We start from the raw sequence: 20349 nt of genomic DNA on the forward strand, positions 1-20349 counted from the left end.
CAAAGCGGGTGTCAGCTACGCGCGCAGGTCAACGCGGGCACCGCGTTGACCGAGTTGTTCCAGGTCGCGTTGAACCCGAACGACGTGGACGCGTTCGGGCCCAGGTTGCCGTTATAGCTCATGTTCCGCGCCGTGTGGCTCGCGCCGCTGGCGGTGTCCTGCGCGCTCCAGATCTGCGTGATGGTCTGCCCGTTGGCGAACGTCCAGGTCACGGCCCAGCTGGTGCTGGCGGTGGAGCCGTTGGTCACGGTCACGTTTGCCCCGAAGCCGCCGGGCCACTGATTGGTGATCGTGTACGTCGCAGTGCAGCCGCCCGTGCCGCCGCCCGTCTGCGTGGTCACGCTGACCGTGGACGAGCGCGACGAGCGGTTGCCCGCGGCGTCCTTGGCGTACACGGCGAGGGTGTACTGGGTGGCGGCGGTCAGGCCGGTCAGCGACGCCGAGTTGCCGCTCGGCGAGGCGAGCACCGTCTCGGTCGAGCCGGACACCCGCACCACGTCGTAGCCGGTCACGCCGACGTTGTCGGTCGAGGCGGTCCACGACAGGCTCAGCGACGACGAGGTCACGTTCGACGCCGACGGGGTGCCCGGCGTGGACGGGGCCTGCGTGTCGCCGCCGGTGCCCGACGTGGTCACGTTCACCGTGGCCGAACGGGTCGAGCGGTTGCCCGCCGCGTCCTTGGCATACACGGCCAGGGTGTACTGCGTGCCCGCGGACAGGCCGGTCAGCGACGCCGAGTTGCCGCTCGGCGAGGCGAGCACCGTCTCGGTCGAACCCGACACCCGCACCACGTCATACCCGGTCACGCCGACGTTGTCCGTCGACGCGGTCCACGACAGGCTCAACGACGACGAGGTCACGTTCGACGCCGACGGGGTGCCCGGGGTCGTCGGGGCCTGCGTGTCGCCGCCGGTGTTGTAGATGGTCGCCTGGGTCGAGGTGGTGGACAGGCCGTTCGCGCCGGTGATGTAGCGGTTGCCCCAACTGCTGCGCTGGGCGGGGTTGAAGCTCGTCACCATGTCGAGGTATTCGACGCCGCCGCCGTTGCCGCTCCACGACCAGCCCATGTTGCCGATACCGGCAGTCTGGGTCTTGGCCATGATGGTTGCCTCGTCGGGGTTGCCGTCGGAGTGGTTGTCACCGAACTCGCACACGCACAGCGCCAGGTTGCGGCTGGTGAACGAGTCGACATACGCGTTCACCTCGGCGGCGGTGTCGAACACGCCGTACATGTGCACGCTGAAGATGGTGTTGCCGGTGGTGTCGGCGGCCAGCACGCTCGGCGCGTTGTCGCGCATCGTGAACGACCAGTCCTGGCCCCAGTTCGGCGCGTCCACCATGATGGTGTGCTGGAACCCGGCGCTGCGCAGCCGCTGGATGGCGCTCCTGGTGGCGTCGGTCCAGTTCGGGGTGACCGCGTTGTTGCCGAACGGCTCGTTGCCGATGTTGAGGATGACGTAGTTCTCCTGGCCGGTCAGGGCGCTCTGGATGCTGATCCAGTAGTTCACCGCCGCGTCGAGGCTGACCGAGCCGCTCTGCTCACCGAAGCCGGTGGTGTCGTGGTTCTCCAGCACGCAGATCAGCTTGTTGGTCTTGCACAGCGAGATGACGTTGGCGACGTCGCTGGCGGTGTTGGTGGTCCAGCGCCCGCCGGACAGCACCACCCGCACGGAGTTGGCCCCGGCCGCCTTGATGTCGGCGAAGGAGCTGGTCTGGGTGGCATACCAGGCGTGCGGGTGGTTGATGCCGCGCAGTTTCAGGGCGGTGCCGTTGGCCTCGACGAGCCGGCCGTTGGAGACGCGGATGCCGGTGGCGGCCTGGGCCGGCTGGCTGAAGGCAACCACGGCGGCGGCCAGCGTCAGTATGGACGCAGCCGCGAGCGCGATCTTTCTTTTCATGTTCACCTCGGAGGGAGCAGCCCCGCCGGCAGCGCCGACACGGGGGGACGGACACGAGGACTCGGGTTGACGCAGCCCGACGGCTCCCTACAAGCGTCGGCATCAGCATAGGTTGATGCCCCGATGCGCGCAACCGGTTAAGGTGCCTTCCCCGGCTCCCCCAGCACCGGCAGTGGTCCCGACACTGAACCGGTTCAGACCGACTCGACCTCGAACCGCAGGCCCGCCGCGACCAGCCGCGCCGTCAGCGCGTCACCCATCGCCACAGCGGTGGTGACCTGGCCCGACGTCTGCGGCAACGAATCGAAGGCCAGGCACAGCGCCGACTCGGCGAGCATCTTCGCGGTCTCGCCGTAGCCGGGGTCGCCGCCCGCCACCTCGGTGACCACCCGCCGCCCGCCGCCCTCGCCGACGAACCGGACGCTGAACCAGTTCCGCTCCCGCTGCTGCGGGCTCGGGCCCTGTCCGCCGGGCAGCCGCCGCATCAGCCACCGCCGCACCGGACCGAACTGGGCCAGCACGAACAGCACCGCCGCACCGGCGAGCGCGGCCAGCGCGACCGGCAGCCGCCGCACCACCGCGCTGTGGGTGTAGGCGAAGTCCGGGCCGTAGCGCGCCAGCGCCGCCGCGGACCGCCCCACGATCTGCGGATCGACCGTCGGCAGCGGCACCGCCCAGCCCCGCAGACCGCTCTCCGGGCGCACCCGGCGCAGGCCGCCGAGCGGGGTCCGGATGCGCCGGTCCGCCGGTCGGGGATCGAGCGCGCGGCGCTCACCGGCGGCGCGGGCGGTCTGCCGCCGCCGGGAGAACGCCAGCAGCGCCGAGGCGAGCGTGCCGCCGGACACCGAGCCCTGCGCCCGCACGTGGCCGTCGACCCGGATGGGCCCGTCGGACGGCAGCCGCCCGACCGTCGAGTACACGCCGAGGTCGTGCGGCACCGAGTCGAACCCGCACGCGTGGACCAGCCGGGCCCCGCTGGCCACCGCGGCGACGTGGTGGCGCACGTACATGTCGTCGACGAACTCGGGCTCGCCGGTCAGGTCCACGTAGTCGGTGCCGGCCGCCGCGCACGCGGCCACCAGCGGCTCGCCGTGCAGCACGTACGGGCCCACCGTGCTGATCACCACGCGGGCCGCGGCGGCCAGCGCGGCCAGCGACGCCGGGTCGGCGCTGTCGGCGTGCAGCAGCGGCAGGTCCGCGCAGCCGGGCGCCGATGCGGCCAGCCGGTCCCGCACCGCCGCCAGCCGGTCCGCGTCACGCCCGGCGAGCGCCCACCGGCACCCGGCCGGCACGTGCCGCGCGAGATGTTCGGCGGTCAGCCCACCGGTGAACCCGGTCGCTCCGAACAGCACGATGTCGTACGGCCGGTCCGCACCACGCCCTGCCTGCGACCCGGTGCCCGGTCGAGTAGAGCCGTCGGGGAGGTGGCCGGCGGAGAGCACCGTGGCGCCGTCGAGTTCGAGGGGCCGCCACGAGGGCGCGCCGCTGCGGCCGTGCTTGGGGTCGACGCCGATGAACACCCGGCCGCCCGCGCGCAGCCGCACGTGCCGGGCCGCCCAGTCGACGGTGGCCCGCTGCCGGATCCGGCCGGTGACGCGCCAGCTGCGGTCGCGGAAGCCCACGATCTGCGAGTGCCCGTGGATCTGCCCGAACGGCACGAAGCCGCCGGTGGCGTGGAAACTCAGCCATTCGCCGTACAGCTCGGACCCGGCTTCGGCCCACAGTGGCCCGGACTTGCCGTCGGCGTCGGTGTAGAAACCGCGCCACAGCAGCGGCTCGGGGCGCTCGTCCAGCAGCCGGGCGGCGGCCGCGGCGGTCGCCGGCTCACCCAGTTCCTGCCAGCACGCGACCGTCAGCCCGGCATGGCTGAGCAGGTAGTCGTCGTCCGCGGTGCGCACCGCCGCGGCGACGCGCAGCCGGCCGTCGTCCCACCAGTCGCGCAGCAGGCGCGCGTCGGCTTTGGACAGGCGCTCCGGGAAGAAGTGGTCGCCGCCGGGCAGGTACTGCGACTCGTGGTTGCCCAGCAGCTGGATCCACTGCTCCGGCTGGTCGTCGAGGCGGCCGGCGACGATGCGCAGCACGCCGGAGCTGTCCGGGCCGCGGTCGACCAGGTCCCCGACCTGGATCACGGTCAGATCGGCGGGCAGCCGCAGGTCCTTCTTGCGCGCCCCGGCCGCGATCAGCGCCGCGCGGAGCTGATCAGGGAAGCCGCCGACGTCCCCGATGACGATGACCCGGCCCATCCGCCCTCCTCCGTCTCGCGCCGCAACACTACCCACGGCCGGCCCGGGGCGGTTCGGCCGACCGGACGTCGGCCGCCCGCACGAAGCCTGCCCGGCAGTCGTGTTCCGTTCACGGCGCGGGATGACTTGGCGTCGATGCCCGACAACGGCGAAGATACGGACGTGCAGACAGACCGCGTGTTCGTCGGGCGCAACGAGACTCTGCAACGCTTCCTGCACGCTGTGGCGCCGCCGCCCGCGGTGCTGTTCGTCGCGGGCGAGGCGGGCAGCGGCAAGACCAGGCTGATCAACGAGTGGCGACGGCAGGCGGCCGGAACGGTGCTCGCCGCCGCCTGCCCGCCCATCCGGCCGCCGCTGCCGCTGGCCGCGGCGACCGGGCTGCTGCTGTCCGCCGAACCGCACCTGCCCCCGGCGTCCACGTTGAACCCCCTGCTCGGCGTCCTGCGCCCGCTGCTGCCCGAACTCGCCGACCGGATGCCGCCGGGCCTGCCGGGCCTGGCCGACCCCGCCGAGGACCGGCACCGGATGCTGCGGGCGATCCGCGTGCTGCTGGGCTCGCTGGGGCGGGTCACGCTGGTCGTCGAAGATCTGCAGTGGATCGACCCCGACTCGCGGGACCTGCTGTCGCTGCTGCTGTCCGCCCCGCTGCCCGAGGTCTGCCTGGTGCTGTCGTACCGGCCCGAGGAGCTGGCGGTCCCCGGGTTGCCGCTCGGCGTCGCCGCCGCGTACGCGCCGCAGATGCGCTCGGCCACCGTGCGCGTGCACCCGCTGCAGGCCGACGACGTGCGCCGCCTGGTCCGCCAGGTCCGTCGGCAGGACCCCCCGGCCGACTTCACCGCCCGGCTGACCGCGGTCACCGGCGGCGTGCCCCGCGTCATCGAGGACGTGCTCGAACAGCTGCGCCAGCCCGGCGAGGAGAACGACGGCTTCGGCTTCGGCCGCTTCGCCCCGCCCGCGCGGCTGCGCGAGCTGACCAACGCCCGCGTCGCCGCGCTGTCCACGGCCGGGCGGCGCATCGCCGAGGCCGCCGCCGTGCTCGACGAGCCCGTCGCCGAGGAGCTGCTCACCGAGGTGTCCGGGATGGACGCCGGAGAGGGCCGCGACGCCCTCGTGGAGGTGCTGGCCGGGGCGGTGCTCGCCGAGGCCGAGGACGGCCGCTACGGGTACCGGATCCCGCTGGCCGCGCGCGCCGTGTACGAGGTGATGCCCGGCCCGTGGCGGCGCGAGCTGCACAGCCGCGCCGCCCTCGCCCTCGCGCACGGCAACGCGGCCCCGCAGCTGGCCAGGCTGGCCCACCACCACCGCCGCTCGGGCCAGCACAAGGCCTGGATGCGCCACGCCGAGGCGGCCGCCGAGCGCTACATCGCCGACGGCGACAACGAATCCGCGATCGCCACCCTGGAGGAGGTGCTGGCCGACCAGACCGTGCCGCGCAACGTGCGCACCCGGCTGACCATCCGGCTGGCGCAGACCGCCGAGGTCGGCCGCCGCTCGGACCAGACCGTCGCCCTGCTGCGGCGCATCATCGCCGACGACCGGCTGCCCGTCGCCGCGCGCGGGGAGCTGCGGCTCAAGCTCGGCCTGGTGCTGATGAACCAGGCCGGCGAGTACGTCGAGGGCGCCGCCGAGGTGGAACAGGCCGTCGACGAGCTGCACGAGCGCCCGGCGCTGGCGGCGCGCGCCATGGCCGTGCTCTCCTGGCCGGTGCTGCACTTCTCCTCCTTCAGCAACGACCTCGGCTGGCTGGAGCGCGCCGAGGAGGCCGCCGCCGCATGCGACGACGACGCCATCAAGATGGCCGTGCTCGCCAACCGGGCCACCCTGCTGATGAACTGCGGCGACCCGGCCGCCTGGACGGTCGCGCAGCGGCTGATCACCGTGAGCGACTCGAACCTGGCCGTACGCCAGCAGGTCGCCCGCGGCCTGCAGAACCTGGCCGACGCGACGATCCTGCTGGGCCGCCACCGCGCCGCCGGGGACTTCCTGCGCCAGGCCACGGACCTCGCCGACCAGGTCGGCGCGTCGGTCACCAGCACCACCGCCCGGTGCACCATGCTGCGCCTGGACTGGGCGATGGGCCGGTGGCCGGGGCTGGCCGACCGGGCCGCCGAGTTCACCGGGCCGGACGGACCCACCACCGAGGTCGAGGGGCATCTGGTGACCGGGCAGCTGGCGATGGCCCGCGGCGACTGGGACACCGCGGAGTCCTCCCTGGCCGCCGCGGGCGTCGCCGCCCCGCACACGAGCACGGTGCCGGTGGTCGCCGCGGCGTCCGGAGCCCACATCCGGGTGCTGGCCGCCCGCGGGCAGCTCGACGAGGCCGTCGCCGAGACCCGCCGGGCCGTGGCCCGGGTGCGTGCCAAGGCCATCTGGAACTGGGCCGCCGAGCTGGCCCCGTACGCGGTGCACGTGCTGGGCCAGGCCGGGCTGACCGGGGAGGCGCGCGACCTGGCCGAGGAGTTCGCCGACGGCATGCGCGGGCTGGAGTCGCCGCTGGCCGAAGCGGCCCTGGAGCTGTGCCGGGGACACCTGCTCGCCGCCGAGGACAGCCACGCCGAAGCGGTGGCCCACTTCGCCGGGGCGGCCAAGGGCTTCGCGGCGCAGCCACGCCCGTACGAGGCGGCGCAGGCCGAGGAGGGCCGGGCCCGCAGCGAGCTGGCGCTACGACCGGGCGACGCCGACGCGCTGGCCACGCTGGCCGCGGCGGGCACCGCGTTCACCGCGCTGGGCGCGGGCTGGGACGCGGCCCGCTGCCAGCACACGCTGCGCGAACACGGAGTGGTGGCACGCGGCGGGCGGCCGGGCTACGGCGGCGGCCTCACCCCCCGGGAACGGGAGGTGGCCCGGCTGGCCGCGCAGGGGCGCACCAACCGCGAGATCGCCCAGATGCTGTTCCTGTCACCGCGCACCGTCGAGCAGCACGTGGCCCGCTCGCTGCACAAGCTGGGCGTCCACTCCCGAGCCGAGCTGGCCGGGGTGGAGCTGGACCTGCCTGGTTGAGCCGGCCCGACCAGGTCAGAACGTGAGCGGCCCCCGGAGCCGTTGCCGGCGCCGGAGGCCACCTCCTCCCCAGGCCCCGTCGGCGGCCCTGGCACTGGCCGGACGACGGTGGATCGAGCCTGTCGTTCGTGCTGGTGGTGAGGGAGCGACGATCGGCCGCTCCCCCACCTCAGGGTCGTACGCCGTCAGCTCTGGATGACGACGCATCTCCCTGCCACACCGCTCAGCGAGCGCACTGGTTCCGACCGGCGGTGACCGGTCGTCACCCCAAACCGTTCGGGAACCCCCGACGGGGGTGCGAATCCACCCAGCGGCACGGAGACGAAGTCACGTGCCGCTGGGGAGTCGCTCGGCGGTTCCCAGGTGGTCCACCCATGTCCTCAACGATCGCCGAGCGGCCCTGTGGCGACAATCCGTAGAGCGCTACGTAGCCATACGCAAGTAACCGTGAATACCTACGGATGGCCGCGGAACATGCAAATTGCAGGTCAGCCCCAGGGCGCGGTGACCGTGAAGGCGCACTCGCGCCCGAAGCGGTCGTCCCACCCGCGCCACCGGTCGATCCACAGCTCGTCGCCGCGCAGGTGGATGTAGTAGCCGCGGTAGTTGTGGGATTCCAGGTAGACCGTGTCGGGCTTGGCACCCGGCCGGACGCAGAACGTCGCATCGGCCCGGAACAGCGCGGACCCGTCGTTCTTCTCGTGACGGATGCGCGAGTCGCGGTGGCGCAGGTAGCTGCCGTCGACGCCCACGAACGAGAAGCAGTTCACGTCGGCCAGCCCTTTCGCCACCGTGAACGTGACCGCCTGCCGCACCCCGCCGGGGCTGGCCGGCGTGACACTGACCAGCGAGGCGAGGCCGCCGCTCTGCCGCACGAACCGGTCGGGCCGCTCGGCCGCCCGCAGCGACCGCTGGCTGTCGGCGACCAGCTCCGACGCGGCCAGCGGCTGGCCCGGCGACGCCGGCGCGGCCGACGGCGACCCGGTTGCCGACGGCCGCGCCGACGGCTGCGCCGAGGGCCGTGCCGCAGGGCTGCGCGGCCACGACCGCGACGGCGCCTCCGCCGACGCGCTGACCTCACCGAAACCGTCGACGAACCCGCGCGATCCCGCGGTGGCCAGCGCAGCCGGCGGCGACAGCGGCTGGTCCGCGGGTTGGGCCAGCGCCCAGCCCGTCGCCGCGGTGGTGAGCACGGTCGTGACCGCGGCGACGATCACGACCGGCCGCCGGGACCGCCTCGCCTCGGGCTCGCGCTCCTGCGCCGCGAGCTCCTCGACGGTCGCCGGCAGGCTCAACCTGGGCATGATCGTGGTCGCGTCGTCCTCGTTGAGCCGATGCTTGGTCACGCCAGGACGCTACCCACGCCCCGCGATGACCGCGATCGGCTGTCCGACCGAAGTCAGGCCACCGCACCACCCGAGGTCGGCAGCACCGTTGCGGCACGAGCCGGGTAGCCGCGCCGCAGCAGCGCGTTCTCGGCGACCGTCCACGCGGTCGAGGTCGCCAGGTAGAGCACCGCTGCCAGCGGCAACACCACGGCACTGACCAAGATGGCGTACGGCAGCAGTCGCGGCAGCGCCGCCAGCAGACCCGTCGGCGGCGTCTCCTGCAGCGCCGCCAGCCGCACGGCCCGCTGTGACGAGACCCACGCCAGCGCCGTCAGCACCGCCACCACGCCGCCGAACACGGCCAGATGCGGCAGCCACGCGGCCGCCGGGGCGAGAAGGTGCGCGCTCAGCGGCACCCCGAACAGCGTGCTGTCGAGCAGCACGTTGGCCTGACCGGCCACGGTGGCGCTGGCGAACAGCTGGTAGAGCACGATGAAGACCGGCGCCTGGAGCAGCATCGGCGCGAACCCGGCCAGCGGCGACACGCCCGCCTCGCGGTGCAGGTCGGTCATGGCCTGGGCGAGGGCGGCGGTGTCCTTGCCGTGCTTCTTGCGCAGGGCGGCCAGCTGCGGCGCGAGCGCGGCACGCGCCCGCTCCCCGCGTACGGCGGCCCGGGTCAGCGGGTGCACCAGCAGGCGGACCAGCATCGTCACGGCGACGACGGCCGCGGCCGTGCCGCCGACGGGCGCGAGCACCGTGGACAGGTGGATGACGGCGGTGTGGGCGGCGTGGAACAGCGAATCGAACATGGAAGAAGAACCCCTCTGCGGGTACGGTCGCCCGGCCGGGCATGGGCCGGCGGGCATGGACGAGGACCGTGCGGCCGCGACCGGCGGATGCCGGATCAGCAGGCCAGAGGGGTGAATCCCGGTGCTCGGGGGCGGGGACGGCCCGCCGCGTCAGGGTCGCGCTGGCGCATTACGCCCGTGTGCCGGGACAGCTCGCGCAGCGCGAGGTCGATCGCGGCCCGGCCGGCAGGGCGACAAGCCAGGCCGTGCGCTGCGGCCGCGGCCAGGGCGGTGACGAGCAGCAGGGCCGCCGCACCGGCGAGCATCGCGCCCAAGCTGGGCTGATCCGCCGCGGCCCCGGTGCACAGCACGGCCACCCACAGGGTCAAAGCCCAGCTGGAAGCGGCGGCGATCGGCACGCGGCCACGCTACTCCGCCCGCGCAACACCCCGCGCCAGCCCGGTCGGATTGCACGACACGCGCACCCGCGAAGGGTCGAGCTATTCCGTGACACGGCGACAGGACAGTTCGGTGGGAATGGCAGGAAGCCCCCCGTCATCGCTGATGATCGGGTTGTTTCCTGGCGTCAGTCGCGGTGCGCGGCTTCGACCAGGAGGTCAGAGAGCCTCGCCATCAGGAGAAGGATCTCTTCAAGTGGCCCTACGACGTTGGGTGCCGCTTCGGTGATCGTGTCGTACACCTTGTCGAACGCTTCTTGCGGCGTCATCGTCTCCTCCTGGACTGCCGAAGTTGCGCACCTCGCCGCACGGAGGCGGTCTCTCGTACGGCGAGGGCACTGACGGGCGACCGGTGCGGGGGCCGCCTGCCATTCGCAGGCTATATCAGCTATATCAGCGATATCAACACTACCTGGTAGAGCGACACCTGATCATGGTTCAGTGATGGGGCTATGCCTATTCCGATGACTGCCGCCCAGATCACGGCGGACCTCACCGACCGGATCGCCCGCAACGAGCAGGGCTACCAGGTCGACGACCAGCTGCCCTCGTACCAGGAGTTGGCGTCGATCTACTCGACCTCGGTAGCCACCGCGTCCAGGGTCGTCCGCACATTGCGCGAGGCCGGGCTTGTCGTCGGCGTACCCGGCAAAGGAACGTACGTCGCACGCCGCAACTGATGAGCGACCACGGAACAATGTGAGGCCTACCCGCGTTGCCGCGCTCTCAGTCGCGCCGACCGACGACCGCGACCGCGCCGCGGTCGTCGCAACGGGCGACGCGGGGGCTCAGTCCGGCGACGACGAACAGTTCGCCGGTCCTGGCGAGCTGTTCGTCGCTGGTCTCCAGCAGCAGGTGGCCGTACGGGGCAAGCCAGTCCCCCGCGCCTGCCAGCATCCGCCGGGCGATGTCCAGCCCGTCGGGGCCACCGTCCAGGGCGACCGCAGGCTCAAAGAGGCGTGCCTCCGGCGGCATCAGCGCGATCGCATCGGTCGGCACGTACGGCACGTTCACCACGAGCACGTCGACCCGGCCACGTAGGGATTCCGGCAGGGGCTCGTAGAGGTCGCCCTCGTAGACGTGGCCGCCGAGCGGTTCCAGGTTGCGCCGTGCGCAGGCCACGGCGGCGGGCTCGATGTCGGCGGCGTGCACCTCGTAGTCGCCGTACCCGGCCAGCACGGTCGCGGCCGCACCGGACCCGCAGCACAGGTCCAGCACCACGGCCCCCGGCCGCAGCAGCTTCGCGGCCTCCTCGACCAGCAGCTCGGTACGCCGACGCGGCACGAACACACCAGGGTCGACGGCGATGCGCCGCCCGCAGAACTCGGCGAACCCGAGGATGTGCTCCAGCGGCAGCCCGGCGACCCGGCGCGCGACCATCTCGTCCAGCTCGTCCGGACCGGCCGCCGCCGAGATCAGCAGATCGGCCTCGTCCTCGGCGAACACGCAGCCCGCCGCCCGCAATGTGGTGATCACGTCTGCCCGCACAGGCAACCCTCCCCCGACCTGGGCCAGGCTACGCGGCGGCAGCCGACGCGGTCCATTCCACTACGGGATCTGCACCAACCCGTATTCACAGACGTCTTCGAGGATCCTGCCGCCGTACCGGCGGAACACCTCCGCCGCCGGCAGCGAGACCCCTCCGGTTCCCGAGTCCCTGAGCCGGAGGTATCCGTCACTGAGCCACAGGACGAGGCTGCTGGCTTCCAGCACATGCGCACATGCCTCGTCCGGAAGCTCCTGATCGAGCTGGTCGCGCGTCAGCTCAGCCGCCCGTCGAGCCCAGTCCAGGTGGACGGCCCACTCGGCGCGGTCACCGAGACGGTCGACGATGTACGGTTCCGAGCGGCAGACCGAGACCAGTTCCCAGAGCTTCATGTTCAGCTCAGCCCGGCCATGGCCTCGCGGGCCTCGTCGCGTACCGCCGGGGAGGTCGAGGTGGTCAGCACGTGCTCCAGCGCCAGCCGGTATGCCGCCGTGTGCGCCTGCTCCGCCGGAACGGCGATGTCCGGCACGACGCCGGTGCCCTCCCAGTTGGTGCCGGTCACCGGGTTGATGGAGCGGGCCACCGGGACGGTGATCTCCAGGGTGGGGGTGATCGGGAAGCGGTCGGTGGGGTGTGCGCCGCCGCGGGTGGTCTCGCCGATCAGGGTGGCCCGGCCCTGCGTCTGCAGGTTGTACGAGAGCTCCTCGCCCGCGGAGAAGGTGAACCCGCTGGTCAGCACGTACACGGGACGGTCGAGGTAGCGCTCGCCGGGCAGGTAGGCGATGCTCCAGTACTGGCGGAGCGAGCTGCCCGCGCCGGATTCGATGCTGTTGAGGTGGGTCTCGCCGTCGGGGAAGAAGTAGCTGGTCCAGAAGATCGCGCCGTCGGGTGAGCCGCCGCGGTTGCGGCGCAGGTCGATGATCAGCGCGTCGGTCTGCGAGACCAGCTCCATCGCCGCCGCGATCGCACGGCCACCGAGTCCCGCCGCGGTGACGCCGCGCAGATCGAGGCAGCCCACGTTGCCGTCGAGGCGTTCCACCCGGGCGATGCCGTGGTTGGTGACCCGCAGGTGCTCCCGGTAGACCGCGTCGGCCTCGGCGGGGTCGACGGTGGCGTGCAGGCGGGCGTCGCGGGCGCGTACGCGCAGATGCTTGTCGGCGCAGTGCTCGGCCAGCGTCAGGGTGAGGGCGTCGGCGAGCGCCGCCTCGTCCATGCCGTCGTACTCCCCCTCGGTCAGGCGGCGGCGCACGTCGGCGGCGGCCGGGACGGCGCGCTCGGGGAACACGTAGTTGGCGCACATGAGTTCCATGGCGCGTTCGACCAGAATCTTCGGCATGGCCGACACCGTAGCGACCTCGGCTGACAGGTCGCCACGGTGTCAGCGCAGGCGGTGGCGCGGCCCGCTCGTCGCCTGCACCGGCACCCTGGCCACCTGGGCCAGCCCGGCCACGTGCGCGGCCAGCCGGGCGCTGGTCAGCTCGCAGGCGGTGATGTCGGTGACGGCGAGCCAGGACATGTGCACGCCGCCGTCGGCGGAGATGCTCGCCGACCAGCGGGTGCCGGTGGGGTGTGTGGCGATGACGGCGACGCCGACCCGGCCCAGGTCGGCCAGCAGCGCGTCCAGGTCGCGGAGCTGCTCGGTGTGCTCGCCCCACGGGTCGGCGACGAACAGCAGCTGGATGCCCCAGGCGTCGCCGGTGACGTTGTTGACGCGGGCGGTGGGCATGTCCGCGGTCTGCGAGTCGTGCAGCACGGCGGCGTTGGCCGCGGCCCGGCGGCCGATGCGCGCGATGGCGTCGCTGACCGACGAGCTGGTGCGCACCCGGTCGCTGAGCGCGCCGAGCGCGCGCATGTCGGAGCTGCTCAGCCCGGCGACGGTGACCGCCGCGCCGTCGGCCCAGGTCGCCGTGGCGGCCTCGGCGACCAGGTAGCGCAGCAGGTCGTCGCAGCGCTGCGGGTCGCCGAGCAGCGTCAGCAGGCCGGTGCGCTCGCCGTCGACGAACAGTTCGCCGCCCTGCGGCCAGGAGCCGATCTTCAGCAGGCCGGGCAGCAGCGACGGCGTGTCGACGCGGTCGGGCAACCAGGACGACGCCGACAGCGACCACGTGTTGGGCCACTGCACGTCGAACGGCTCCGGCGCGTCCGCGCACGGGGCGGCGAGGATGATGGCGAGGTCGCCGCCGTGTTCCCAGGCCGCGGCGATGTCCGGCATCTCCCACGGTGCGCGGCCGCGCAGCCCGGCGGTGAGCTGGCGCAGCCCGGCGTCGAGGCGCGCGGTGGCGAGGTGCCGCGGCGGCATCTCGCGCGCCCGGTAGCCCAGCGGGCTGCGCACGCCGCCGACGCCGCGGCGGCGGCCGACCCGCATCCGGTGCAGGCGGCGGATCCGGCGGCGCACCACGACGTGCCCGGCGAGCACCCCGGCCAGCGCCAGCCCGGCGCCGGCGGCGAGCACCCTGGTGCGGCCGGTGCCGGGGTCGGTCTCGTCCAGCGGGGCGTGCGGCCGGGTGGCCGGGGCGGGCACCGCGGACGTGGACGGGGCCGCGGCCGACGGCGTCGCGGCAGGTGTCGCGGCGGTCGACGGCGCGGGTGACGCCGGGGGCGGGCTTGCCGGAGTTGACGGCGTGACCGGGGCCGGGGTGGCGGGCGGTGGCGGGGTGGCGGGCTGCTGCGGGGCGGGCGTCTCGACGGCGGGCAGCAGCAGGCGGCCGGTCGCGTGGCGGATCGCGCCGCGGTCGTGCGCATCGGCGGGCAGCACGATCCGCCAGCCCGGCTCGATGTGGTTCGGGTTGCGGATCAGCTGCGGGTTCAGTGCCGCGAGCTGCTGGTAGCGGTCGAAGTCGCCGGTGAAGCGCTGCGCGATACAGCCGAGGTAGTCGCCCTTCTTGACGACGTACACCGGGCGCTCGACGCGCTGGCGCGGCGGTGGGGCCTGGTGCTGCACCATCGACGCGGCCGCGGGCGCGGCGGCGGCGACCGGTGCGGCCTGGACCGGGGCCGGTGCGGCGTACGCCAGGGCGGGTGCGGCACGGGGCAGCGCCTGCGCGGCCATGGGCCTCCCGGCGTACGGCGCCGCCGCGACGGAGGCCGTCACGCGGGCGGCGCTGGGCACGGGCAGGGCGGGCAGCGCCGCGGTCGCCACGCTCGCGCCGGCGAACACCGCGATGAGCGCGCCCACCAGCACTGCCGCGACCCGCTGCTGCAGGCCGAGGCCGGGCAGCCGGGTCGCGCGGCGGCCGGTGATCCGCGCCCCGAGTTCCACCAGGATGCCGAGTGTGAAGGTGGCCCAGGCGATCCAGCCGGCCAGCGTGAGCACGCGCAGGAACAGGTCGCCGTTGTCGGCGGTGGTCAGCAGGGCGGTGATCTCGTCGAGCGAGGGCACGTGCCGGGGCAGCGGGTTGCCCGCGAGCTCCACCAGCAGCACGGGCACGCCCGCGGCGATCGCCACGATCCCGGACAGCGCTGCCAGGCCGGCGAGCAGGCGCAGCGTCCAGTGGGGCCGGTTACGCCGGACTGGTGCCATGATTGCGCCCTTTCGTGTGGCTGCTCGACCGGCGAGCAGATCTATCCGATGAGGAGTGTCGCGGTGGCTTCGCCGGTGGCGGTCCAGGTCGCCCCGCCGAGGAAGGCCAGGCCGGAGGGGTTCTGGTAGGTGATCGTGGCGCGTACGGTGACCGAGGCGCCGTCGGGCGCGACGGTGACCGTGCCTTCGGCGCCGACGCTGTCCAGGTAGGCCAGCGCGGCCGCGCTCGCCAGCGTCCCGTCGATGACCCTGGCGTCGCCCTGGATGGCCTGGGCCGGGTCTAGGGCCTGTCCGGCGCTGCGTGCGGCCTCGGCGGCGACGTTGTCGGCGCGCTGGTAGGCACGCAGCCGCCCGCCGCCGACGACGACCAGGCCGAACATGAAGACCCAGGCCTGCGCCATGATCACCACGAACACGGTCGCCTTGCCCGCGTCACCGCGCCACCTGGTCATCCGCGGCTCCGGTAGGTGTCGAGCGGGCTGGTGAACGTCGACTCGATCCGGAAGCTGCCCGGCACGCCCGGCATCGAGATGTCCTCGAATTGGACCTCGCAGACGACCAGCACGGTGACCGTGGCGGCCACGCCCACGGGCTCCTGGAAACCGGTGGGGTCGACGAGCCGCGCGTCCAGCGGGTCGCAGGTCAGGCCCGCGGCCTGGTAGGCGTTGAGCGCGGCGGTGCGCGCCTCGGTGCGGGCGGTGGCCTCGGTGCGGGCCAGGCTGGCGGTGCGCGCCGCGTCGTAGGCGGCCGCCTCGCCGGCCTGGCGGGCCAGGCTGTACCGGCCGGCGACCATGACGGCGGCGAAGAACAGCAGCACCGAGGGCACCAGGATGGCCAGCTCGACGGCGGCCGAGCCGCGGTCCCCGCGCCGCATCGCCGTTCTCACGGCACCCACCTCTCCACCGGTCCGTGCGCCTGCTGCGAGATCTCGAACGGGTTCAGGAACGGGATCAGGCTGACCGCCCGCCCGGTGACGACCACGGTGACCTCGGTGTTGGTCGCGTTGCGGTCCACGGTGACCGCGGGGCTCTGCAGACCCGGCCCGATCACGCCCAGGAAGTCGTTCGCGTTGGCCCTCGCCGTGGCGTCGGTGCTGCCCTGCTGGCGTCCCGCGTTGGCGCCCTGGGTCGCCGCGGCGAGCGCGATCGAGCGGGCGTAGAAGACCAGGGCAGTCTGCAGGACCATCATGGACACCAGCAGCAGCGGCGCGGCGATGATGGCGAACTCGACGGCGCCGCCGCCGCGATCCGGGCACGCCCGTGACCGGCTCCGTCGCCGGAGCCGGTCACGGATCAGGTGCCAGCGCACTAGTCGCCTCCGTCGCCACCGTCGCCGCCCGGGCCGGCCGGAGCGTCCGTCGGGACCTGCTGCATCCAGCCGTCGGCGATCTCCCACACCGCGGCGGCGATGGCGGCCGCGGCGAGCGCCATGATGGCGACCAGCACGATGTGCGGCACCGGGCCCTCGCCACGGTCACGGACCGCCGGGGACAGCAGGGTGCGCAAGCGGACCTCGATCGCCGCGCATAACGTCGTGAACATGTCGCTCCTACTCCTCATCGTTGGTTGAACAGACTCACCATCAGCGGATATCCGACCAGGATCAGCAAGATCATGATCATCATCGTGGATGGAATGTCCAGCTTGGAGGTGCGTGTCTTGGCTGTTTCCAGAGCGCGGACCCGGATCTGGTCCCGCAGTGATGCCGCCTGGGCGCGCAGCGTCTGGTACACCTGAGCGCCGTCGTTGCCGGCGCTGCGCATGATGTCGGCGAAGCTGGTCAGCTCGACCACGCCGATGGTGGTGGCGAGCCCCTTCAGCTCGTCCCAGGGCGCGCGCATCTGCAGTTGGGCACTGAGCAGGGCGGTCCGCAGCCGCACGTACGGCCAGCCGTCGCAGATGCGCGCCGAGCGCTCCATCGCCTCGACCGCGCCGTGCCCCGAGCGCACCTGGTGCGCGGTCAGCGTCGCGTAGGTGCACAGGGCCCGGACGAACTCGGCCCGCGCGGACTTCGCCTTGGCCAGCATGTCGTAGTGCGCGAGCGCGCTCATGGCCAGCGCCAGCACCAGGGTCAGCGCCACCGGCACGACCACCGGCAGCGAGCGGCCCGTCGCGACCAGCACCACCGTCACCACCACCGGCAGCGCCAGGCCGAGCAGGCCCGACACCATCACGCTGGTCACGTGCCGCTCCGGCGTCTTGTCGAGGATCGCCAGGTCGGCCATGGGCAACCGCAACCTCGACAGCCAGTCGCCGGCGACGGGAAGGTCGGCCGGCGGGGCGTAGTGCGGGTCCACGCCCGGGTGCAGCCGCCGCAGCGCCGGTCCGAGCGCGGGCGTGGCCGGAACGAACTGCCTGATCAGCAGGTACACCCCGAACCCGGTCAGCGCGCCGCCGGTGATGCCCAGCGCCAGCCACAGGTTGCCGCCGATCATGACACCACCTCCGCCGGAGCCGGGGCTCCGGACTCCGAGCGCAGCAGCCGTGGCAGGCGCTCCGGCAGCGACAGCCCGCGGATCCACATCATCAGCCCCACGTACAGGGCCGCCAGCAGGGCGAGGATCAGCTGACCCAGGCCGGTGCGATACGGCGCGGCGTAGCCGGGGTTCAGCGCGCCGAACAGCACCATGACCACGGTCACCCCGGTCAGGAAGCGCACCGTGAACCGGGCCGACGAGCGTTCGCTGTCCACCGTGGCCCTGGCCACGATCTCCTCGCCCAGCCCACCGGCGATGTCCAGCAGGGCCAGGTGCAGGCCCTCGCCGCCGTCCGCCGACTGCAGGATGAGCGGGGCCACCACCTCGTCACAGCTGGGGTCGTCGAGTTCGTCGGCGAACGCGCGCAGCGCGGTGGGCAGGTCGGTGCCCGCCTGCAGGCGCGCGGCCAGCGTGCGCACCTCGGTCGCGAGCAGCGGCGGGGCGGTACGCGCCGTGGCCACGATGGCGGCATGCAGGCCGATGCCGTTGCGCACGTAGTCGCTGACCCGCCGGGTCCACGCCTCCAGCGCGGCCAGCCGGGTCAACGCCTTCTTCTCGGCGGTGGCCGCGGAGAACAGCCACGGCACCCCCGGCACCGCCAGCGCGACGATGATCCCGCCCACCGGCCAGCCGGTGACCAGCCAGGCCGCCGCCCCCGCGCACACCGCGAAGATCAACACACCCTGGTGCGTACGGCGCTGGACGGCGGTGCGCCCCGGCCCGCGCCAGAACCCGCGCAGCCACAGCCGGGTCGGCGAGGCGGGGCCGGGCGGGCGGCGTGTGCCGATCATGAACAGCACCGCCAGCACGATGCCGGTGCCGGCCGTGAGCACGGACAGCGCCGCGAGAATCTGGATCATTGCCGCACCCGCTTGATGTGCAGCTCCCTGGTCCAGGAGCCCCGGTTGTGCGGGCCGGCCTCGATGTAGGGCACCAGCTCGCGCGGGTCGTAGCCGACGTCCATCAGGTCGTCGCGGATGCGCTCCGGCAGGTGCCGCGGCACCGCCCGGCCGTCCGGGCCCGGCCCGAACACGGTCGTGGTGACCACGCGGTCCTCGCGCATGCCGCCGACCTCGATGACGTGCGAGACGAAGCGGTGCTCGCCGCCGCCGATGGCGCGCTCGTCGACCACCGCGGTGTACACGATCAGGTCGATGCCCTGCGCGGCCATGCGCAGCGCCTGCTCCGCGCCGATGTCGTTGCCGTACGAGCAGGCCAGCTGGACGATCGAGTCCATCACCTCGCGGGCCTGCCGGGCGTGGATGGTGCACATCGCGCCCCGGCTGACCGTCATCGCGCGCAGCATCGGCACGATCTCGCGGCCGCGGGTCTCGCCGACGATCACCCGCCGCACGCCGAGCCGCTGGGTGATCGGCATCATGTCGTGCAGGGTCTTCTCGCCACGGCGCTTGCCGTTGTTGTCGTACTCGCCGTGGCCCTGCAGGGCTTCGAGGCTGATCACCCAGTTCTCGTCCGACGGGTACAGGGACTCGTGCAGGCCCAGCTCCCGCGACTCCTCCAGGGTGATGTAGGGCTCCCCCGACGGGATGGTGCGGCCCAGCGCCCGCAGCAGGGTGGTCTTCCCGGACGCGGCCAGCCCCGCGATCATGATGTTGGCGCCGGACTCCAGCGCCTTGATCAGGAACCGGTACAGCAGCAGGTCGATCATGCCCCAGCGGTCGCGCAGCTCCTCCAGCGTCGCCGTGAACAGGCTGTGCTTGCGGATGTAGACGATCGGCCGCGGCGACACCTTGTACAGCACCGTCATCCGGGAGCCGTCGGGCAGCTGCATGTCCAGCTCGGGATTGGACTCCGACAGCTGGCGCTCGGTGGCCGCCACCCGCATCGCCAGCACCTGCAGCATGCCGATGAGCTCGTCGTCGGTGTCGGCGACCGGCTCCCCCCGGCTGCGGCTGCCGTCGGCGTGGTGCAGCAGCACCTGGTCGCAGCCCATGATGTGCACGTTGGTGATCTTCGGGTCGTCCAGCAGCCGCTGCAGCCGGCCGGCCCCGAACATGCCCGCCACCACCGCGTCGAGCAGCGCCTGCTCGTAGGCGGGGCTCACCGGCTGGCCGGCGTGTGCCATCGCCACCCCGTAGTCGGCGATCACCTCGCGGCCGATCCGCGACGCCGTCTCCCGCCGGTATGCCGCGGTGACATTGGCCGAGTCGGCGAGCAGCCGGGTCAGCGTCTCGGTGACCCTGCCCTGCAGCTGGCGCACCACCGCGTAGTCCACCGGCGTCGGGGGTGCGGCGTGCGCGCCGGGAGGCTGCGCGGTGGGCACGCGGGCGTGGCCGTTGACCCTGGGCGCGGCCGTCGCCTCCGGCGGGATCGGGATGAAGCGCGGGGTCGTCACGGCAGCACCGGCGTCAGCGGCTCGGTGTCGCGCCGGGACAGCGCGCTGTCCATGCGGCGCGCGGCGATCAGCGCGGTGATGCTCTCGTACGCCGCGGCGGACTTGCGCATCAGCGGGGCCCGGCGGCGGCCCCGGCCGTCACCGCACAGCGCGCCCGCGGTCGAGGTGTCCCAGGGCAGCGACGCCACCACGGGCACGCCCAGGTGCCGGGAGACCTCCCGCCCCCCGATCCCGCCCCCGATGAGTAGCAGGCCGAGGCTGTTCTCCACGAAACCGGCCGGCAGCTGGCGGCGCATCGCGGTCACCGCCGACACCGCCGGCGACACCGTGCGCAGCGAGTGCGGCCGCAGCGCCAGCAGCACCAGGTCGGCCTTCGCCAGCAGCGCCCACGGCGGGTGCGCCACCGACAGCCGCCCGCAGTCGGCGATCACCACCTGCGCCGCCATCCGGGCGAAGAACTCACCGAGGCTGGTCCAGGCCAGGTCCAGGGTGGCGCTCTGGGCGGGCTCGGTCAGGCCCGGCAGCGCCATCCGCTGCTGGCGCGGCGCGTCCAGGTCGATGAGGTTGCCGGCGAGCTCGGCCTCGGCCGTGCCGCGCAGCGCCGCCGAGGCCAGCGGCAGCACCCCGCGGTTGGCGGGCAGCTCGTAGCGGGCCAGGTAGCCGGCCAGCAGGTCGCCGCCGGCCGGGTCGCACTCGGCCAGCAGCACCGGCGACGGCCAGGTCAGCGTGAACGCCAGCGCGGCGGTGGAGGCCCCCGGGGAGCCCTTGGCGGAGACGATCGCGATCAGAGTCATCG

The 20349-nt window shown here is 73.4% G+C and carries 20 protein-coding genes and 1 pseudogene; 2 read left to right on the forward strand and 19 right to left on the reverse strand.

Annotated features, from left to right (window positions below; all coding sequences use genetic code 11):
- Positions 1-11 precede the first annotated feature (11 nt).
- From F9C41_RS13680 to F9C41_RS41230, 3 genes and pseudogenes are all read right to left on the reverse strand, one after another.
- On the reverse strand, positions 12-1898 hold the full coding sequence (locus F9C41_RS13680; protein ID WP_155387160.1) for a cellulase family glycosylhydrolase: 1887 nt from the start codon (positions 1896-1898) through the stop codon (positions 12-14).
- A 194-nt stretch (positions 1899-2092) separates the two neighbouring features.
- Positions 2093-3253 carry a saccharopine dehydrogenase family protein gene (locus F9C41_RS41225; protein WP_230689629.1) on the reverse strand — a complete coding sequence of 387 codons (1161 nt, stop codon included), beginning with the start codon at positions 3251-3253 and terminating at the stop codon, positions 2093-2095.
- 501 nt (positions 3254-3754) lie between these two features.
- A pseudogene (locus F9C41_RS41230) lies at positions 3755-4141 on the reverse strand (metallophosphoesterase); the annotation flags it as partial.
- 162 nt (positions 4142-4303) lie between these two features.
- Here F9C41_RS41230 and F9C41_RS13690 point away from each other — a divergent pair.
- A complete protein-coding gene (locus tag F9C41_RS13690) occupies positions 4304-7141 on the forward strand; it encodes an ATP-binding protein (RefSeq protein WP_196279755.1) in 2838 nt (945 codons plus the stop codon).
- Between the two features lie 488 nt (positions 7142-7629).
- On the opposite strand, the gene F9C41_RS13695 is transcribed toward F9C41_RS13690, so the two are convergent.
- The 4 genes from F9C41_RS13695 to F9C41_RS13710 all read right to left on the reverse strand — a co-directional run bounded on the left by F9C41_RS13695 (position 7630) and on the right by F9C41_RS13710 (position 9984).
- Positions 7630-8487: an AbfB domain-containing protein gene (locus F9C41_RS13695; RefSeq protein WP_230689571.1), complete on the reverse strand. Its 858-nt coding sequence runs from the start codon at positions 8485-8487 to the stop codon at positions 7630-7632.
- A gap of 53 nt (positions 8488-8540) precedes the next feature.
- Entirely contained in the window at positions 8541-9278 is a 738-nt protein-coding gene (gene yidC / locus F9C41_RS13700; RefSeq protein WP_155387163.1) for a membrane protein insertase YidC, read from the reverse strand.
- A 95-nt stretch (positions 9279-9373) separates the two neighbouring features.
- Complete coding sequence (locus tag F9C41_RS13705; RefSeq protein ID WP_230689572.1) at positions 9374-9676, reverse strand: DUF6412 domain-containing protein; 303 nt, start codon at positions 9674-9676, stop codon at positions 9374-9376.
- Between the two features lie 167 nt (positions 9677-9843).
- On the reverse strand, positions 9844-9984 hold the full coding sequence (locus tag F9C41_RS13710) for a hypothetical protein (protein WP_155387164.1): 141 nt from the start codon (positions 9982-9984) through the stop codon (positions 9844-9846).
- Between the two features lie 195 nt (positions 9985-10179).
- Here F9C41_RS13710 and F9C41_RS13715 point away from each other — a divergent pair, with 195 nt between their 5' ends.
- On the forward strand, positions 10180-10395 hold the full coding sequence (locus F9C41_RS13715) for a GntR family transcriptional regulator (RefSeq protein ID WP_230689573.1): 216 nt from the start codon (positions 10180-10182) through the stop codon (positions 10393-10395).
- Between the two features lie 46 nt (positions 10396-10441).
- On the opposite strand, the gene F9C41_RS13720 is transcribed toward F9C41_RS13715, so the two are convergent.
- Genes F9C41_RS13720 through F9C41_RS13775 form a run of 12 tightly spaced genes read right to left on the reverse strand, consistent with a single transcriptional unit; the run spans position 10442 to position 20347 of the window.
- Positions 10442-11209, reverse strand: coding sequence for a putative protein N(5)-glutamine methyltransferase (locus F9C41_RS13720; RefSeq protein WP_407924698.1), 768 nt, complete (start codon positions 11207-11209; stop codon positions 10442-10444).
- Between the two features lie 54 nt (positions 11210-11263).
- Complete coding sequence (locus F9C41_RS13725) at positions 11264-11593, reverse strand: SET domain-containing protein (RefSeq protein ID WP_155387167.1); 330 nt, start codon at positions 11591-11593, stop codon at positions 11264-11266.
- 2 nt (positions 11594-11595) lie between these two features.
- Positions 11596-12546 (reverse strand): S41 family peptidase, encoded by a 951-nt coding sequence (locus F9C41_RS13730; RefSeq protein ID WP_269058914.1) that lies wholly within the window; start codon positions 12544-12546, stop codon positions 11596-11598.
- Between the two features lie 33 nt (positions 12547-12579).
- Complete coding sequence (locus tag F9C41_RS13735; RefSeq protein WP_155387169.1) at positions 12580-14721, reverse strand: LysM peptidoglycan-binding domain-containing protein; 2142 nt, start codon at positions 14719-14721, stop codon at positions 12580-12582.
- 41 nt (positions 14722-14762) lie between these two features.
- Positions 14763-15173: a hypothetical protein gene (locus tag F9C41_RS13740; protein WP_155387170.1), complete on the reverse strand. Its 411-nt coding sequence runs from the start codon at positions 15171-15173 to the stop codon at positions 14763-14765.
- Positions 15170-15607 carry a TadE family protein gene (locus tag F9C41_RS13745; protein ID WP_155387171.1) on the reverse strand — a complete coding sequence of 146 codons (438 nt, stop codon included), beginning with the start codon at positions 15605-15607 and terminating at the stop codon, positions 15170-15172. Before F9C41_RS13745 ends, F9C41_RS13740 begins: the two co-directional genes overlap by 4 nt.
- Entirely contained in the window at positions 15604-16029 is a 426-nt protein-coding gene (locus F9C41_RS13750) for a TadE/TadG family type IV pilus assembly protein (protein ID WP_196279756.1), read from the reverse strand. Before F9C41_RS13750 ends, F9C41_RS13745 begins: the two co-directional genes overlap by 4 nt.
- The gene (locus F9C41_RS13755) at positions 16029-16262 is read right to left on the reverse strand and encodes a hypothetical protein (protein ID WP_155387173.1); all 234 of its coding nucleotides are present in this window, start codon (positions 16260-16262) and stop codon (positions 16029-16031) included. The genes F9C41_RS13750 and F9C41_RS13755 overlap by 1 nt, the downstream gene beginning before the upstream one ends.
- A 14-nt stretch (positions 16263-16276) precedes the next feature.
- Positions 16277-17155 (reverse strand): type II secretion system F family protein, encoded by an 879-nt coding sequence (locus F9C41_RS13760; protein WP_155387174.1) that lies wholly within the window; start codon positions 17153-17155, stop codon positions 16277-16279.
- Positions 17152-18057, reverse strand: a complete 906-nt coding sequence (locus F9C41_RS13765; protein WP_155387175.1) for a type II secretion system F family protein — start codon at positions 18055-18057, stop codon at positions 17152-17154. The genes F9C41_RS13760 and F9C41_RS13765 overlap by 4 nt, the downstream gene beginning before the upstream one ends.
- Positions 18054-19553, reverse strand: coding sequence for a CpaF family protein (locus F9C41_RS13770; protein WP_230689574.1), 1500 nt, complete (start codon positions 19551-19553; stop codon positions 18054-18056). The genes F9C41_RS13765 and F9C41_RS13770 overlap by 4 nt, the downstream gene beginning before the upstream one ends.
- Entirely contained in the window at positions 19550-20347 is a 798-nt protein-coding gene (locus tag F9C41_RS13775) for a ParA family protein (RefSeq protein ID WP_155387176.1), read from the reverse strand. Before F9C41_RS13775 ends, F9C41_RS13770 begins: the two co-directional genes overlap by 4 nt.
- Positions 20348-20349: the final 2 nt, after the last annotated feature.

It is taken from the genome of Catellatospora paridis, assembly GCF_009720365.1.
Taxonomy (GTDB): domain Bacteria; phylum Actinomycetota; class Actinomycetes; order Mycobacteriales; family Micromonosporaceae; genus Catellatospora; species Catellatospora paridis.

Coding starts and splice junctions, on each gene's coding strand:
- F9C41_RS13680 (WP_155387160.1), bottom strand. CDS start 1,898: ATGAAAAGAAAGATCGCGCTCGCGGCTGCGTCCATACTGACGCTGGCC.
- yidC (WP_155387163.1), bottom strand. CDS start 9,278: ATGTTCGATTCGCTGTTCCACGCCGCCCACACCGCCGTCATCCACCTG.
- F9C41_RS13710 (WP_155387164.1), bottom strand. CDS start 9,984: ATGACGCCGCAAGAAGCGTTCGACAAGGTGTACGACACGATCACCGAA.
- F9C41_RS13715 (WP_230689573.1), top strand. CDS start 10,180: ATGACTGCCGCCCAGATCACGGCGGACCTCACCGACCGGATCGCCCGC.
- F9C41_RS13725 (WP_155387167.1), bottom strand. CDS start 11,593: ATGAAGCTCTGGGAACTGGTCTCGGTCTGCCGCTCGGAACCGTACATC.
- F9C41_RS13735 (WP_155387169.1), bottom strand. CDS start 14,721: ATGGCACCAGTCCGGCGTAACCGGCCCCACTGGACGCTGCGCCTGCTC.
- F9C41_RS13740 (WP_155387170.1), bottom strand. CDS start 15,173: ATGACCAGGTGGCGCGGTGACGCGGGCAAGGCGACCGTGTTCGTGGTG.
- F9C41_RS13755 (WP_155387173.1), bottom strand. CDS start 16,262: ATGTTCACGACGTTATGCGCGGCGATCGAGGTCCGCTTGCGCACCCTG.
- F9C41_RS13760 (WP_155387174.1), bottom strand. CDS start 17,155: ATGATCGGCGGCAACCTGTGGCTGGCGCTGGGCATCACCGGCGGCGCG.
- F9C41_RS13765 (WP_155387175.1), bottom strand. CDS start 18,057: ATGATCCAGATTCTCGCGGCGCTGTCCGTGCTCACGGCCGGCACCGGC.
- F9C41_RS13775 (WP_155387176.1), bottom strand. CDS start 20,347: ATGACTCTGATCGCGATCGTCTCCGCCAAGGGCTCCCCGGGGGCCTCC.